This window comes from Bradyrhizobium sp. CB1717, assembly GCF_029714325.1.
Taxonomy (GTDB): Bacteria; Pseudomonadota; Alphaproteobacteria; order Rhizobiales; family Xanthobacteraceae; genus Bradyrhizobium.
Map to the genome: position 1 here is coordinate 6638613 of NZ_CP121666.1, position 14844 is coordinate 6653456.

Genomic DNA, 14844 nt, shown 5'->3' on the forward strand with positions numbered 1-14844 from the left:
TTATCGAGCTATCGCGGACCGCACCGTCTCGCCATGATAAAGGCAGAAGGGGCCCCTCTCTACTTAATTCTGTGCAATCTCGCGGGCTGCCTGGGGTCTGCTTCCGGAGCTGGAGCAGACCTTCGGACGGCGGATTGCTTGATCTCCGTTTTTCACCCTTCGCGGGCGTCCATTGATGTAGATCAACCAGACCGCGGCGCTTCGCTTCTTGGCTGGCTCGTCCACTGTCCATTCTCCGCCCTTAAGGGAAATGGGGAAAATATTCCGCAGCAGGAAAGCAATATGACATCCACGGGATCATTGCTCGCCACTGCAGGGATAACGAGGAGGAAGATCATGACGAAGCATTTGTCATCGCTGGCTGCGGTCTTGTCGGGTCTGATTTTCATGGTCTCGACATCGGTGCCCAGCGCGGCTCAATCAATTTCTGCCGACGAGGCACAGGCCATCGCCGCGGAAGCGTATGTCTACTTCTATCCGCTCGTGACGATGGACGTGACACGCAAGCAGCTCATCAATTCCGATCCCAAAACCAGCGGAATAGGCGGCCCGCCCAACACGTTCGACAATATCCAGGCCTACCCGACCGCGGACATGAGGGCGGTGGTGCGGCCCAATTTCGACACGTTGTATTCGAGCGCCTGGCTGGACCTTACGCAGGAGCCCTTGGTCGTTTCGGTTCCTGATACCGGTGGTCGCTACTACCTGCTGCCGATGCTCGACATGTGGTCCGATGTGTTTGCATCGCCGGGAATGCGCACGACAGGCACCAAGGCGGCCAATTTCCTGGTCGTGCCGCCGGGCTGGAATGGAGACGTGCCGGCGGGCTTCACGCGAATCAATGCGCCGACACCCCATGTCTGGATCATCGGTCGCACCAAGACCGATGGCCCCGCCGACTATGCCGCAGTTCACGAGGTGCAGAAGGGCTACAAGATCACGCCGCTGTCTGGATGGGGCAAGCCCCCGGTCGCCGTTACACAAACCATCGATCCCAGCGTCGACGTCAAAACGCCGCCAAAGACGCAAGTCGACACGATGGCGGGGGATAAGTACTTCGCTTATGCTGCGGAGCTGCTCAAGATCAACCCGCCACACATCACCGATGAGCCGATCCTCGCGCGCATGAAGCGGATCGGTTTCGAGCAGGGCAAGAGCTTCGACATAGCCAAGGTTGACGCAACGGTACGGAAGGCCATCGACGACGCGCCGGCGCAGGCGCGAAAGCTGATGGCATGGAAAGTCCCGACCTTGGCGCGCGTCGCAAACAACTGGTCCATGAATACAGACACGATGGGCGTTTACGGGACCTATTATTTGAAGCGCGCGATTGTCGCCCAGCTCGGCCTCGGCGCCAATCTGCCGGAGGATGCGATCTACCCGGGCAGCATTGGCGATGAAAGCGGGAAGCCGCTCGATGGCGCAAACAAATACATCATCCGCTTTACCAAGGACGGACTGCCACCGGTCGATGCATTCTGGTCGATCACCCTGTATGACGACGAAGGCTTCCAGGTCGCCAATCCGCTCAACCGCTTTGCGGTGAGCAGCTGGATGCCGTTCAAGCGCGACGCCGACGGCTCGCTGACTCTCTATTTCCAGAATGAAAATCCCGGCAGCGATCGTGAAGCCAACTGGCTGCCCGCACCTAAAGGTCCGTTCAATCTCACCATGCGTCTCTATGCGCCGAAATCGGAGGCGCTGACCGGCGTGTGGAATCCCCCGGCCATCCACCGGATCGACAGCGACACCGTTGGCCGGAATTAACCCGCGTCTCTACCGAATGCCGTCACGGATCATGTACCCGGCGCCGCGGATCGTGTGCAGCAGCGGCCGATCGAAGCCCTTGTCGATCTTGGAGCGCAGCCGCGAAATGTGCACGTCGATCACGTTGGTCTGCGGATCGAAATGATAGTCCCAGACGTTCTCCAGGAGCATGGTGCGGGTCACCACCTGGCCGGCATGCTTCATGAGGTATTCGAGCAGGCGGAATTCGCGCGGCTGCAGCGTCAGCTCGTCCTTGCCGCGGGCGACGCGATGGGAGAGTCGGTCGAGCTCGAGATCGCCGACGCGATAGAGGGTGTCCTCGGCGGGGCCGCCGCGGCGGCGCGACAGCACCTCGACGCGGGCGAGCAACTCGGCGAAGGAATAGGGCTTTGGCAGATAGTCGTCGCCGCCGGCGCGCAGGCCCTTGATGCGGTCGTCGACCTGTCCCAGCGCGGAGAGGATCAGCACCGGCGTCACGTTGTCCTTGTCGCGCAGCGCGCCGATCAGCGACAGGCCGTCGCGCTTGGGCAGCATGCGGTCGACCACCAGCACGTCGTAGTCGCCGTTCTCGGCCATGGCGAGGCCTTCCTCGCCGTCCGCGGCGTGGTCGGCAATGTGTCCGACCTCGCGAAACGCCTTCACGAGGTAATCGGCGGATTCGCGATCGTCTTCAATGATGAGGAGGCGCATCGTGCGTTCGGCGGCGGTCAAGGGAGTCAACCTTCTCTAAACATGGCGCGAGCGGCAATCGCATGCAAGCCGAGCGGGAGAGTGTCGAAGCGAGAAAAAGGCGGGCGGTGAAGCTGGGGGGACCTCACCGCCCTATGCCTTCCGACGGAGGGGGGCGTAATTCCACCGGAAGGTAGGCTGGGGAAGCGAAATTTACGCTGCTCCCCCGAAGGGCGCCGACGGCGGGGGCGACTGATGCCGGCGACACCCTTCATTTCGCAAGCCTCCTGAGGCTTACCCCTTGGCAATGGGGATCGCGACGAAGCGCGACTGGCCGCCGCTCTTCACGCGCATCAGGACGCTGTTCTTGTTGTCGGTCCGCGCCGCGTTGATGGCGTCACGGACTTCGCCGGCGGTGGCCACGCTCTTGCCGCCGACTTCGAGAATCACGTCGCCTTCCTTGAAGCCGCGTTCGGCCGCGGCGCTCTTCGGATCGACTTCGGTAACCACGACGCCTTCCTTGCCGGCGCCGGCCACGGAGTTCGCAGGGGCAACGGTCATGCCGAGCTTCGGCACGTCGGTGCCCTTGCTGGCACCCTTGCCGCTGTCCTGATCGACGTCGGCCTTGGCCTCGACCGTGTTCGGCAGCTGGCCGAGGGTGAGGTTCACGACCTTGTCCTGGCCCTTGTGCAGCACGTTGAGCTTCACGGTCGCACCGGGCGCCATGCCGCCGATGGTGCGGGCGAGTTCGCGGGCGTCCTTGACGGATTCACCGTTGACCGCGGTGATCACGTCGCCGGATTCGATGCCGGCCTTCGCCGCCGGACCGTTCGCCTGCGGTTCCGCGACCAGCGCGCCTTCGGCCTTCTTCATGCCGAGGCTGTCGGCGATATCGGACGTCACGGGCTGGATCTGAACGCCGATCCAGCCGCGGCTGACCGAGCCCTTGTCCTTGAGCTGGGCCACCACGCTCTTGACGGTGTTGGCCGGGATCGAGAACGCGATGCCGACGCTGCCGCCGGAGGGCGAGTAGATCGCGGTGTTGACGCCCATCACCTCGCCATTGGTGTCGAAGGCCGGACCGCCGGAATTACCCTTGTTCACGGGCGCGTCGATCTGGATGAAATCGTCATAGGGGCCATTGCCGATGTCGCGGCCGCTGGCCGAGACGATGCCGGCGGTCACGGTGCCGCCGAGACCGAAGGGATTGCCGACCGCGAGCACCCAGTCGCCGATCCGCGGCTTGGCGTCGGCGAGCTTGGCGAACGGGAAGCTCGAGCCACCCTCGACCTTGATCAGCGCGAGGTCGGTGCGCTGGTCGGTGCCGATCACCTTGGCGGTGTAGGTCTTGCCGTCGTCGGTGGTGACCTCGACCTTGTCGGCGCCGTCGACCACGTGGTTGTTGGTCACGGCAAAGCCGTCAGCCGAGATGAAGAAGCCGGAGCCCTGGCCCTGCACGACGCGGCCACGGCCGCCACCCTTCAAACCGGGAATGCCGTCCGGACCGCCGAAGCGGCGGAAGAAGCGCTCCATCGGCGAGCCCGGCTGGAACGGCGACTGTGCGTCGTCGCCATCATCGTTGCTCGCGGTCTTCTCCTTGATGTTGACCTTCACCGAGATCACCGACGGCTTCACGCGCTCGACGATGTCGGCGAAACCGACCGGACGTTCGACCTTGCGGACCTCGTTATTGACCTGCGCATGCGCCGGGCTCGAGAACAGGTCAGCCGGCGACACCGACGGGCTGAAGCCGTAAACGGCGGCGCCGAGGCCGGCGACGACCGAGGCCATCAGCGCGACCTTGCGCGCAGAGAAAACCGACCGGCGCGGCTGCCGGTAGGACGGAAGGTTCGAGAGGTCGGGACGTTCGGTCATGCAGAGATCTCCAGGGCCTTGAATTCCTTTTGGTGCCGGATGTCGGGCACCTTGCGAACCTGAAGATGGGGACTCCCGCCTTACCGTGCGCTGGCGGCGGGGTTAAACTTTTGTAATGATGCCGAGCTACGGATGCGGCAGTTTAGCGCAGGCCGAAAATCGTGCCCCGACAGGAACTTAGTCGAGTTCCCGCGACGGACACCGCGCGAGATTTTGGCTGGCCTTAGCTGGCCCGGACGCTGACGATGAACTCGTCGACTTCGCGCTTCAACGTCTCGGCCTGCTGCGACAGATCGACGGCGGAATCCCGCGCCTCGGCCGCCATGCGCCCGGTCTCCGCCGAGGTCGAGGTGATCTGGGCGATGTGATTGGAGACGTCCAGGGTTCCCTGCGCGGCGTCCTGTGCGCTGCGGGTGATGTCCTGCGTGGCGGTGCGCTGCTGGGCGGTGTCGACCTCGATGCCGGACATGATCGACGAGATCTCCGACAGCGTCTTCGAGATGCCGTCGATCGCGCCGCGTGTCTCCGCGGTGATGCCCTGGATGCTGGCGACATGGGAGGTGATCTCCTCCGTCGCCTTGCTGGTCTGGTGCGCCAGATTCTTCACCTCGGAGGCCACCACGGCAAAGCCCTTGCCGGCTTCGCCCGCGCGCGCCGCCTCGATGGTGGCGTTGAGCGCAAGCAGATTGGTCTGCGAGGCGATCGCCTGCACGAGCTGCACGACCTCGCCGATCTTGTCGGCGGCGTCCGACAGCGTGTGGATGGTGTCGCGGCTCTTCTCGGCCTGGCTTGCGGCGCCTTCGGCGCGCTGGGTCGCATCGGTGACGCGGCGGCTGATCGTGCCGATCGAATTCGTCATCTCCTCGGCGGAGCCCGCAACCGTCTGCACGCTGGCGCTGGCCTGGCTCGCGCCGCTCGCCACCGCATTGGCCTTGGTGCTGGTGTCGTTGGCCGTCCGCGACAACGTCTCGGCGTTGCGCTTCAGATGCACGGCCGACGAGGCCACGCTGTCGACCACGCTGGCAACGAGATCGTTGAAACGCTTGATCCGCGCGTCCAGGAATTTCGACCGCTCGGCCTGGTGCTGCGCCTCATGCAATTGCCGCTCGGTGAGGCGACGCCGCTCGAGCCCGTTGGTCTTGAAGACCTCGAGCGCGCCGGCAAGCAGACCGATCTCGTTGGTGCCACCGAGCCCAGGAACTTTTGTCTCGAACTTCTGGTCGGCGACCTCTCGCATGGCATGCACGATCGCCGCCAGGGGATTGAGGATGCCGTTGCGCACGGCGAACCAGGTGGTGAGGCAGATCGCGAAAGCTATGACTGCGATCACGCCGCAGGCGATCAGGAAATAAGAGAACGCGGTCTGCGCCTGCTGGTAGATCTGCATCGCATGGTCACGCGCAGGGCCGCTCAACGCGGCAAAGTCCGACGACAGGCTGGTGATCTCGTTGTTGAGATAGAGCACCGCGACGAAGCCGGTGCCGCCGCCGATGCCCAGCAAGAACAATAGTGCAGCGACGACGGCGCCGACCAGGAAGCGGATCGTCAGATTGCTGTTCGCGAACATGGCAGGACTCGGAGGCTGGAATCGAATCTCGCGACAAGCTTCCAGACAAAGGTCAATAGAGGATGAAACGCTCAGCGCCCGACAGGTTACGTATCATTACGTAGGTCAGGACGACTTCGTATCATCGGACATCAGGGCGGCGAGCCGCGCCTCCTCCTCCGCAGTGAGCGGCGGAGCTGGTACGTCTGCACCGCTCCGCGCGCGACGGCGGATTTGCAGCCAGAGCGCCGTGCCGCCGCCGATCAGCAGCAGCGGCGCGAGCAGCCACAGCAGCAGGGTCTGACGCTCGAACCGGGGCTTGAGCAACACGAACTCGCCGTAGCGCGCGACCAGGAAATCGAGCACCTGCGAATTGCTGTCGCCGGCCGCGATGCGCTCGCGCACGAGGAGGCGCAGGTCGCGTGCCAGCGGCGCATCGGAATCATCGATCGACTGATTCTGGCAGACCATGCAGCGCAGCTCGCGCGACAATTCGCGCGCGCGCCCCTCCTTCACGGGATCCGACATGATCTCGTCCGGCTGCACGGCATACGCCGCAGGCGAAGCCAGCAGCATCAACGCGATGAACGCAGCCATCATCCGGCGCATCAAAATCACTCCGCCGGCTGCAGGCGCTGCTTGGCCCGCGCCGGCTTCGGCGCGCCGACCCGCAGGCGCCGATCGGACAGCGACAGCACGCCGCCGAACGCCATCAGCACCGGTCCCCACCAGATCAGCAGCACCAGCGGCTTGTGATAGATGCGCACGGCGATCGCCCCTTCCGCGGTCGCGTCGCCGAGCGAGATGTAGAGCTGGCTTGCACCGCGCGTCAGCAGCGCGGCCTCGGTGGTCGACGAGCCGCGTGTCGTGAAGCTGCGCTTGGACGGCGTCATGACGCTCAGCGTCTCGCCGTCGCGGCTGACGTTGAACTCGGCGATCATCTCGCGGTAATTCGGTCCCTGACGCTGAAACAGTCCGTCGAGCTTCACGTCGTAGCCGGCGATATGGGCGACCTCGTTCTGCTTCATGGTCGCGATATATTCGCTGTTCCAGGTGGTCTCGCAGACGATGCCGATCAGCGCGACGCCGAGGCCGGCATGCGCGAACGCCGTGCCCCACGCCGAACGCGGCAGGCCGCGCGCCCGGTGCAGCACCGTCGCGAACGGCAGCCGAACGAGGCCCGTTCGTTCGACGAGGTCGGTGACGGCGCCGGCAATGACGAAGACGCCCAGTCCGATCGCGAGCGGCGCCAGCGTAGCGCCGCCGCTCGCCCAGCCCCAGGCAATGGCGACGGCGACGAGGCCAGCGATACCGGCTGCGAGCAGCCGCTGCGTCACGCCGAGCAGGTCGCCGCGCTTCCACGCCAGCATCGGACCGAACGGCACGGCGAGCAGCAGCAGAGCAAACAGCGGGGCGAAGGTGAGGTTGTAGAAGGGTGCGCCGACCGACATCTTGAAGTCGGCGAGCATCTCCATCGCCAGCGGATAGAGTGTGCCGAACAGCACCACTGCGCAGGCGACCGTGAGCAAGAGATTGTTCAACACCAGCGCGCCCTCGCGCGAGATCGGCGCGAACAGGCCGCCCTGCTTCAGCGACGTGGCGCGGCCCGCGAACAGCGACAGGCTGCCGCCGATGAACAGGCAGAGGATCAAGAGGATGAACACGCCGCGGGTCGGATCGGTGGCGAAGGCGTGCACGGAGGTGATGACGCCGGAGCGGACCAGGAAGGTGCCGAGCAACGACAGCGAGAAGGTCAGGATCGAGAGCAGGATGGTCCAGACCTTCAGCGCGTTGCGCTTCTCCATCACCAGCGCCGAATGCAATAGCGCGGTGCCAGCGAGCCACGGCATCAGCGAGGCGTTCTCGACCGGATCCCAGAACCACCAGCCGCCCCAGCCGAGCTCGTAATAGGCCCAGTACGAGCCCATGGCGATGCCGAGCGTCAGGAAGATCCAGGCGACCAGCGTCCACGGCCGCACCCAGCGCGCCCAGGCCGCATCGATCCGGCCTTCCATCAACGCCGCGATGGCGAAGGAGAACGAGATCGAGAAGCCGACATAGCCGAGATAGAGCATCGGCGGATGCACGGCGAGGCCGATATCCTGAAGCACCGGATTGAGATCGCGTCCCTCGATCGGCGGGTTGGCGATGCGCAGGAACGGGTTCGAGGTCACCAGGATGAAGAGATAGAAGGCGCTGGCGATCCAGGCCTGCACGGCAAGCACATGCGCGCGCAGCGACAGCGGCAGGTTGTTGCCGAACGCAGCGACCAATCCGCCGAACAGCGCCAGGATCGACACCCACAGCAGCATCGAGCCTTCGTGGTTTCCCCACACGCCGGTGATCTTGTAGAGCAGCGGCTTCATGGAGTGGGAATTCTCGTAGACATTGGCGACGGAGAAGTCCGAATTCACGTGCAGCATCACCAGCGCCACGAACGAGGCGCCGACGAACAAGAGCTGCGCCAGCGCGGTGGAACGCGCCACGTTCATCAGCGCGGCATCGCGCAGGCGCGCGCCGATCAGCGGCACGATGGACTGGATCAGCGCCAGCCCGAGCGCCAGCACCAGCGCGTAATGTCCTGACTCTGCGATCACCGCATAGCTCCCTGCGGGTTGCCCTGCGCGGTCGTCGCCGCCGGCTTGGCGCCACCGGACGCTTGGGCGCCGTAATCGTCCTTCCAGTGTCCCTGCTTCTTCAGGGCATCGGCGACGTCCTTGGGCATGTAGGTTTCATCATGCTTGGCGAGCACGGTGTCGGCCTTGAACACGCCGTTGGCGTCGAGCGCGCCTTCGGCGACGACGCCCTGCCCTTCGCGGAACAGATCGGGCAGGATGCCCTTGTAGGCAACCGGCAGCTTCGCGCCGCCGTCCGCGACCTCGAAGGTCACGGCGAGATTATCGCCGCGCTGGAGCGAGCCGGGCTGCACCAGGCCGCCGAGACGAAACCGCTTGCCGGGTGCGACGTGCTTCTCGGCGACCATGGTCGGGGTCGAGAAGAACACGATGGAGTCGCGCAATGCGTTGAGCACCAGCGCGGCCGCGAGCGCGAGCACGGCGAGCGAGCCGCCGATGATGGTCATACGTCGCTGCTTGCGCGTCATGGCGTATCCGTTCTCCGCTCGTCTCGCCCCGAAATCATCATCCGTCGAGCCCGAGAGTCTTGAGGCCTTCGTTGAGCTGGCGGAGCCGCTCGGCATCCTTGGCGACCGCCTGACGGGCGTCGGTCGACGCGCCCATCGCCTTGTCACGATCACCCATCACGAGATAGGCGCGCACCAGGCGCAGCCAGCCCTCGACGTCGTCGCCGTTCTGCTTCAAGCGCGTCGCAAGACGCTCGACCATGCCGCGCACCATCGCGTTGCGGTCGCCTTCGGCCATGTCCTTGGACGCCGCAATGGTCTCGTCCGACAGCGCCGGCATCGTACCGCCGCCGACCCGGGCCAGCGAGGATTGCACCAGCGGCCGCCACGGTGCATCCGCCGGGGCCTTGGCCAGCAGCGCGCGCCAGATGGTGACGGCATCGTCCTTGCGGCCATCCTGCTCGGCGGCGAGCCCGAGGAAGTAGTTCGCCTTGGGATCGTCGGCGTCGAGCGCATGCGCTCGCTCGAACTCGGCCTTGGCCTCGGCGGTCACGACGCCGCCGGCGGCGGCGGAGATCGCTTCGCCCAGATCGGACCGGCGCTCAGCGCTCTCGCCATTGTAGGTAAGCGAGTTGCGATAGGCCCGCACCGCATCGTCGAAGCGGCCGAGCCGCTGCAGCACCGGCGCGAGCACGTTCCAGCCGCGTCCGTCGGTCGGGTTCTTTTCCAGATGTTGTTCGACCTGCACCACGAGATTCTCGAGCGATCGGGCCATGCCGGACCCGGCCCCGCGCTCCCGCTGCGCCAGCGGAAAGTCCTGGAGCCGGGGCGAGCCGAGCGGCATGTAGACGCCGATCGCGACGAGCGGCAGGCCAACGAGCGCCAGCACCGCGCCCGCGCGGCGCCATTTGAGGCTCGGCGCCGACTTGAGGTCCGACGAGGACTCGCTTCCTGCCGCGGCGAGCAGCCTGCGGCTGATCTCGACGCGCGCCGCCTCGGCTTCGGGGGCCGCGATCAAGCCTGCGGCAAGATCACGCTCGATCTCGGCCAGCTGATCCTTGTAGACCGCGACCTCACTGCCCTGATCCTGCGCGCGTCCGCTGCGGCCGAGCGGCCAGAGCACGGCGAAAATCGCCGCGACCGTCATCAGCGCGAACACGAACCATAAAGTCATCTGGCAAGCTTCCGGCAGCGCGCCACCCGCGCCCATAGGTGGCTTTACACCACGGCCGGACGATGCGGCAATTGACAATTGTCAATTCGGCGCGACCGCGCTCTGTCCTGAAACGGTCAATATCCCAACAGTTTAGCCGATCTCGAAGTCGGCACTCCGAGCGGCATCCTCGCCATGACCGTTGAAGGCCTTCAGGAAGTAGGTTCCCGGCGGAATCGCATCCGGCAACCTGATGCGCACCGCCCCGACCGGAACCGGAGAAGCAACCCGGGTCGCTGTCTCAGGCAGTTGCCGGCCGCTCGCCTTCTCGACGAGCACGACCTTCGCCCCGACCATCAGCCTTTGATATTTGGCGACGATGACACGGTTCTCGATCTCGATGGAGCTGATAATGGATTTCATGCGCCCACAGGTAGAAATTCCAAAAGCTTGCGCAGCGACCGTAGGGCCCGCCACCGGCAGCGTCAACCACAAATTGTGATCACGAAAATATGCGCCTGAATCAGCTCGCGCGCGACGATTTGCGCTCGCCGGTTGCAGCGTTCTCCGCAGCGCGACTCATCAGCGACGCATAGTCATCGCCGAACAGCACCTGGCAGAAGCGAATCGCGGCCTGCACCTGCTGCTGGCGATAGGTGCGGACCTTGTGATCGGCGCCGCGCAGCGACTGCACCAGCTGCTCGGTCGAACGTTCGACATATTGCTGAAGGTCGGAATAGGTGCGCAGCGTCACCTCGTTGATCGCGAGCTCGCTCGCATAGTTGCGGCAGGTCGCGACGAAATCGATCAGCGCCGCGGTTTCCTCCACCTCGGTGCTGTCGATCCGCGCTCCCGGCGGAATGTCCTTCTCGGGCCGCTGGCGCAGGATGCGCCGCACGCGGCCGGGAACGCTGTCGATCTCCGATTGCAGAGCATTGGAGATGTCGGCCCGGATCGAGGTCAGCTGCTTGCCCCAGACGGAATCGTTGCGCAGGTCGAGCTCGGTGCGCAGGCCGCGCACGCCATCGTGCAGCGCCTTGAGGTTGTCAGCGACATTGTCGAAATGGCCGCGCTTGATGTCCATGCGCAGGATCGCCGCGACGCAGGACAAATCATGCAGGGCGATCGTGACGCCGACGCCATAAGGCGTTGCCGCGACGCGGATCTCGTCGTCGGAGGCCGCGATCTTGATGGCGAGGCGGATGATCTGCCACGGCGCGGTCATGCGCTGCACGACGATCGACAGCGCGAAGGGCAGCATCTGCGGCGTCTGCAGGGCCGGAATGTTGAGCGCCGAGGTCACCGAGGCGATCTGGGGATCGCCGAAGGCGCGCAAGGTGCGCGGCAGCTTCTCGTTCAGTGTGGCGATGGCCTCGCGGACCCCAAGCACCGCTCCGATCGAATAGAGGTCCTCGATCACGTTGGGCGGCCCGACCCGGGCGAGCGCGCGCGACTTGTCACCACCGCCCGGCCCCGTCAGCGCGAAGATCGCGTCCGCGGTGACCGTCTGCAGCTTCTGGGCGAGAGCCTCGACCTGCCCCGCACTGTCAGCTGGCATGCGCGCCAGCGCCGCCTCGAATTCGTTCAGCCTGTCCGGGGCGCCGTCCCGGCCGAGCCATTGCCAGATCGGCTGCAGCGAGGAGCGGCGGATCTGGCCAACGCGGATCGGGGCGCCCGCCTCGACCAGGAATGGTTCCAGCGCCTGGAACAGCAGCCGCGACAGATCGTCGGTCCGTGGCGGCGGGGCTTCGTCGGCTTCGGACTTGCGGACGATCTTGCGGAGCTGCTCGAGCACGAGGGTGGCCACAGCCGTGTCTTGGCCGCGCTCGAGCGCGCGCTCGAACTCCCGCATCAGCAGCGCCTGCGACTGCGGCGGGAGCTGCGCGAGATATTCCCTCAGCCGCTCGATCGATGTTTGGCTCATGCGCCCGGGTAATGCACGGTAAAATGGCAGACGTGAGATGCGTCCGGGCGCGATCATAGGTGGCTGCGCCTTAAGAAGCCGTTGAGGACGTTGGCTCCAATGCCTCCGTTTTGCTCCGGATCGGCGCCCGGCAGACCAAATAACCCCTTGGGAACAGAGGATTATATTCCCGGAAGCACCAGCTCGGCCCGCAAGCCCCCGGTCGGCGCCCCGCCGAGGGAGAGGTTACCGCCATAGAGGGCGGCAAGGTCGGTCACGATCGATAGACCCAGCCCCGAACCGGGCTTGGATTCGTCGAGCCGCTGGCCGCGCCGGGAGACCTGGGCCCGCTCCGCCTCCGACAGGCCGCGGCCGTCGTCATCGACGATGATCCGCAGCCGCGGCCCCGCGCCCGCCTGCTGCGGCGCCTCGACCAGCACCTCGATGAAGACGCGGGAGGCTGCCCATTTGCAGGCATTGTCGACGAGATTGCCGACCATCTCCTCCAGATCCTGCCGCTCGCCGCGGAATTTGGCCGACGGATCGGCCTTGGCCTCGACGATGATGTCGCGGTCGCGGTGGATTTTCTCCATGGTCCGCCGCAGCGCCTCGATCGCGGGCGCAACCTCCGTCACGGTCGCGACCACCGAGACTCGCGCCGCGATGCGCGCACGCTCCAGATGATGGGCGACCTGGTCACGCATCACGTCCGCCTGCTCCATCACCTTGGCCGCGAACGGCTCCGCGGCGTGGGCGCCGGCCTCGTTGACGATGACCGACAGCGGCGTCTTGATCGCGTGGGCGAGATTGCCGACATGGGTGCGGGCGCGCTCGACGATCTCGCGATTGGCTTCGATCAGCGCATTGGTCTCGCGTGCCAGCGGCGCAATCTCGACCGGGAATTCGCCCTCGAGCCGCTCGGCCCGCCCCGAGCGGATGTCGGCGATCGATTCCGAGATGCGCTTGAGCGGCGCGAGGCCGAAGCGGACCTGGAACACCGTGGTCAAGAGCAGCACGATGCCGAGCGCGGTGAAGGTGCCGCCGAGATAGTAGTCGAAGCTCCGTGTCTCGTCGAAGATCTCGGTGTCGTCACCGGCGACGCTGACCAGATATTTGCCGTCGGCGCCGAGATCCACCGGCCGCTCCACCATCCGCAAATTCTGCCCTTCGGGCCCGTCGACATAGCCGAGCCGGATGCCGGCGGCGGTGAGCTCGGCGCCCTGCTCCTCCAGCTTCGGCAGCTTCTTGTCCCACAGCGAGCGCGAGGAGCGCACCTCCGGCTTCTCCGTGTCGGTGCGCGTGATCTGCCAGTACCAGCCGGACAGCGGCAGCTCGAACAGCGGCTCGCCAAGCGACTGAAACTGGCGGTCCGGCGGCTCGTCCGGGGTGGCGACTTCAGCAATGAGGGTGCGCAGATAGAGATTGAGCCGGCGGTCGAAAGCGCGCTCGGTGGCGTTCTTGTAGACCGACGACAGCACCACGCCGGTGATGGCCAGGATCACCACGAGCCAGGCGGTCGCCGACAGGAACAGGCGATTGGCAAGTGAGCTAGCAGCCATCGGCAGGGTCCCGGCGGGCGCAGGATATCAGGGCGTCGGAGGTCATGACCGGACCAAGGGCCCTGTTCGGCCTCCCGTCAAGCCCGCTTCAAGCGCCGGGTGCGGGCGGTGGGGTCAGGAGATAGCCGAGGCCGCGGACGGTCTGGATGATGTCGACGTCGAGCTTCTTGCGGATGCGGCCGACGAACACCTCGATCGTATTCGAGTCGCGGTCGAAGTCCTGGTCGTAGAGGTGCTCGACCAGCTCGGTGCGCGAAACGACGCGTCCGGAATGGTGCATCAGGTAGGCCAGAAGCCGATATTCGTGCGACGTCATCTTGACGGGATTGCCCGAGACGCTGACCCGGCCGGTCCTTGTGTCGAGGGTAACAGGGCCGCAGCTCAGCTCGCTCTGGGCATGACCGGTGGAGCGGCGCAGCAGCGCGCGGATGCGGGCCAGCACCTCCTCCAGATGGAACGGCTTCGGGACATAGTCGTCGGCGCCGGCGTCGAAGCCCTGCACCTTGTCGCTCCAGCGGTCGCGTGCGGTCAGGATCAGGACCGGCATGGTGCGGCCGTTGCGGCGCCAGGCCTCCAGCACCGAGATGCCGTCCTTCTTCGGCAGGCCGATGTCGAGCACGACGGCATCGTACGGCTCGTTGTCGCCGAGATAGTGCCCCTCCTCCCCGTCGAAGGCGCGGTCGACGACATAGCCGGCGTCCGTCAGCGCTTTGGTGAGCTGGCGATTGAGATCGGGGTCGTCCTCAACAACGAGCAGGCGCACGCTTCTCTCCAGAAATAGACCGCATGAACACCGCTCCAGATGAGCAATTCCGGCGTGAACTGAATATGAACGCTGGGAACCGCCGACGTTACTTTTTGGTCATATACGACCTGTTGTCCGCCAACGCGACTGCGCCCGCCAGTCAACCGGACGAGCCGGCGGCCTGGCGGGCGCAATGTGCCGCGTTGCGCGGCGCTTAGGAAGGGCCCGGAGCGTTCCGGTCGGGGCCGTCAGGTCCGGAAGAACACGAACCAGATGACGGCGAGGATCAGGATCGCCAGCCCGGTCGAGATGGCGAGCAGCGCCGCCACCGAAGGGCCGGGCTCGCCCTGACGCGCCTCGGTCGGAGTTTCGACGATCTGGCGCTGCTGTCGCGTGGTTGCCATGATGCCCTCAATCTCTGGATGCTGCCCCGGTGGCCGCGACCTCCTCGCAGCCTTGTGTCCTAAGCCAACGCCCGATCCGATATGATGTTCCGGCTTTTGCCATCCGATCGGGCAGCAACCACGCGCCCGGCGATCGGTTAA

The 14844-nt window shown here is 65.5% G+C and carries 13 protein-coding genes; 1 reads left to right on the forward strand and 12 read right to left on the reverse strand.

Features of this window, described 5'->3' with window-relative positions:
- Positions 1–336: 336 nt before the first annotated feature.
- Entirely contained in the window at positions 337–1767 is a 1431-nt protein-coding gene (locus QA649_RS31110) for a DUF1254 domain-containing protein (RefSeq protein WP_283020549.1), read from the forward strand.
- A 9-nt stretch (positions 1768–1776) separates the two neighbouring features.
- Here QA649_RS31110 and QA649_RS31115 read toward each other — a convergent pair whose 3' ends face one another.
- The 12 genes from QA649_RS31115 to QA649_RS31170 all read right to left on the reverse strand — a co-directional run bounded on the left by QA649_RS31115 (position 1777) and on the right by QA649_RS31170 (position 14703).
- Positions 1777–2457: a response regulator transcription factor gene (locus QA649_RS31115; RefSeq protein WP_035668167.1), complete on the reverse strand. Its 681-nt coding sequence runs from the start codon at positions 2455–2457 to the stop codon at positions 1777–1779.
- Between the two features lie 273 nt (positions 2458–2730).
- A complete protein-coding gene (locus QA649_RS31120; protein ID WP_283020550.1) occupies positions 2731–4311 on the reverse strand; it encodes a Do family serine endopeptidase in 1581 nt (526 codons plus the stop codon).
- A 223-nt stretch (positions 4312–4534) separates the two neighbouring features.
- The gene (locus QA649_RS31125) at positions 4535–5878 is read right to left on the reverse strand and encodes a methyl-accepting chemotaxis protein (protein ID WP_283020551.1); all 1344 of its coding nucleotides are present in this window, start codon (positions 5876–5878) and stop codon (positions 4535–4537) included.
- A gap of 105 nt (positions 5879–5983) precedes the next feature.
- On the reverse strand, positions 5984–6466 hold the full coding sequence (locus tag QA649_RS31130; protein ID WP_283020552.1) for a cytochrome c-type biogenesis protein: 483 nt from the start codon (positions 6464–6466) through the stop codon (positions 5984–5986).
- Positions 6467–6471: 5 nt separating this feature from the next.
- Positions 6472–8454, reverse strand: coding sequence for a heme lyase CcmF/NrfE family subunit (locus QA649_RS31135; protein ID WP_283020553.1), 1983 nt, complete (start codon positions 8452–8454; stop codon positions 6472–6474).
- The gene (ccmE, locus tag QA649_RS31140; protein ID WP_283020554.1) at positions 8451–8960 is read right to left on the reverse strand and encodes a cytochrome c maturation protein CcmE; all 510 of its coding nucleotides are present in this window, start codon (positions 8958–8960) and stop codon (positions 8451–8453) included. Before ccmE ends, QA649_RS31135 begins: the two co-directional genes overlap by 4 nt.
- Before the next feature lie 37 nt (positions 8961–8997).
- Entirely contained in the window at positions 8998–10113 is a 1116-nt protein-coding gene (gene ccmI / locus QA649_RS31145) for a c-type cytochrome biogenesis protein CcmI (RefSeq protein WP_283020555.1), read from the reverse strand.
- Between the two features lie 132 nt (positions 10114–10245).
- Positions 10246–10515: a hypothetical protein gene (locus QA649_RS31150; RefSeq protein ID WP_026312775.1), complete on the reverse strand. Its 270-nt coding sequence runs from the start codon at positions 10513–10515 to the stop codon at positions 10246–10248.
- 100 nt (positions 10516–10615) lie between these two features.
- On the reverse strand, positions 10616–12016 hold the full coding sequence (locus QA649_RS31155) for a hypothetical protein (RefSeq protein ID WP_283020556.1): 1401 nt from the start codon (positions 12014–12016) through the stop codon (positions 10616–10618).
- A 161-nt stretch (positions 12017–12177) separates the two neighbouring features.
- Positions 12178–13554, reverse strand: coding sequence for a sensor histidine kinase (locus QA649_RS31160; RefSeq protein ID WP_283020557.1), 1377 nt, complete (start codon positions 13552–13554; stop codon positions 12178–12180).
- Positions 13555–13642: 88 nt separating this feature from the next.
- Positions 13643–14317 carry a response regulator transcription factor gene (locus QA649_RS31165; protein ID WP_014496705.1) on the reverse strand — a complete coding sequence of 225 codons (675 nt, stop codon included), beginning with the start codon at positions 14315–14317 and terminating at the stop codon, positions 13643–13645.
- Between the two features lie 230 nt (positions 14318–14547).
- A complete protein-coding gene (locus QA649_RS31170; protein ID WP_283020558.1) occupies positions 14548–14703 on the reverse strand; it encodes a hypothetical protein in 156 nt (51 codons plus the stop codon).
- Positions 14704–14844: the final 141 nt, after the last annotated feature.

What these genes read in the sequence shown, in the direction of transcription:
- QA649_RS31110 (WP_283020549.1), top strand. Translation starts at nt 337, where the DNA reads ATGACGAAGCATTTGTCATCGCTGGCTGCGGTCTTGTCGGGTCTGATT.
- QA649_RS31115 (WP_035668167.1), bottom strand. Translation starts at nt 2,457, where the DNA reads ATGCGCCTCCTCATCATTGAAGACGATCGCGAATCCGCCGATTACCTC.
- QA649_RS31120 (WP_283020550.1), bottom strand. Translation starts at nt 4,311, where the DNA reads ATGACCGAACGTCCCGACCTCTCGAACCTTCCGTCCTACCGGCAGCCG.
- QA649_RS31125 (WP_283020551.1), bottom strand. Translation starts at nt 5,878, where the DNA reads ATGTTCGCGAACAGCAATCTGACGATCCGCTTCCTGGTCGGCGCCGTC.
- QA649_RS31130 (WP_283020552.1), bottom strand. Translation starts at nt 6,466, where the DNA reads ATGCGCCGGATGATGGCTGCGTTCATCGCGTTGATGCTGCTGGCTTCG.
- ccmE (WP_283020554.1), bottom strand. Translation starts at nt 8,960, where the DNA reads ATGACGCGCAAGCAGCGACGTATGACCATCATCGGCGGCTCGCTCGCC.
- ccmI (WP_283020555.1), bottom strand. Translation starts at nt 10,113, where the DNA reads ATGACTTTATGGTTCGTGTTCGCGCTGATGACGGTCGCGGCGATTTTC.
- QA649_RS31150 (WP_026312775.1), bottom strand. Translation starts at nt 10,515, where the DNA reads ATGAAATCCATTATCAGCTCCATCGAGATCGAGAACCGTGTCATCGTC.
- QA649_RS31155 (WP_283020556.1), bottom strand. Translation starts at nt 12,016, where the DNA reads ATGAGCCAAACATCGATCGAGCGGCTGAGGGAATATCTCGCGCAGCTC.
- QA649_RS31160 (WP_283020557.1), bottom strand. Translation starts at nt 13,554, where the DNA reads ATGGCTGCTAGCTCACTTGCCAATCGCCTGTTCCTGTCGGCGACCGCC.
- QA649_RS31170 (WP_283020558.1), bottom strand. Translation starts at nt 14,703, where the DNA reads ATGGCAACCACGCGACAGCAGCGCCAGATCGTCGAAACTCCGACCGAG.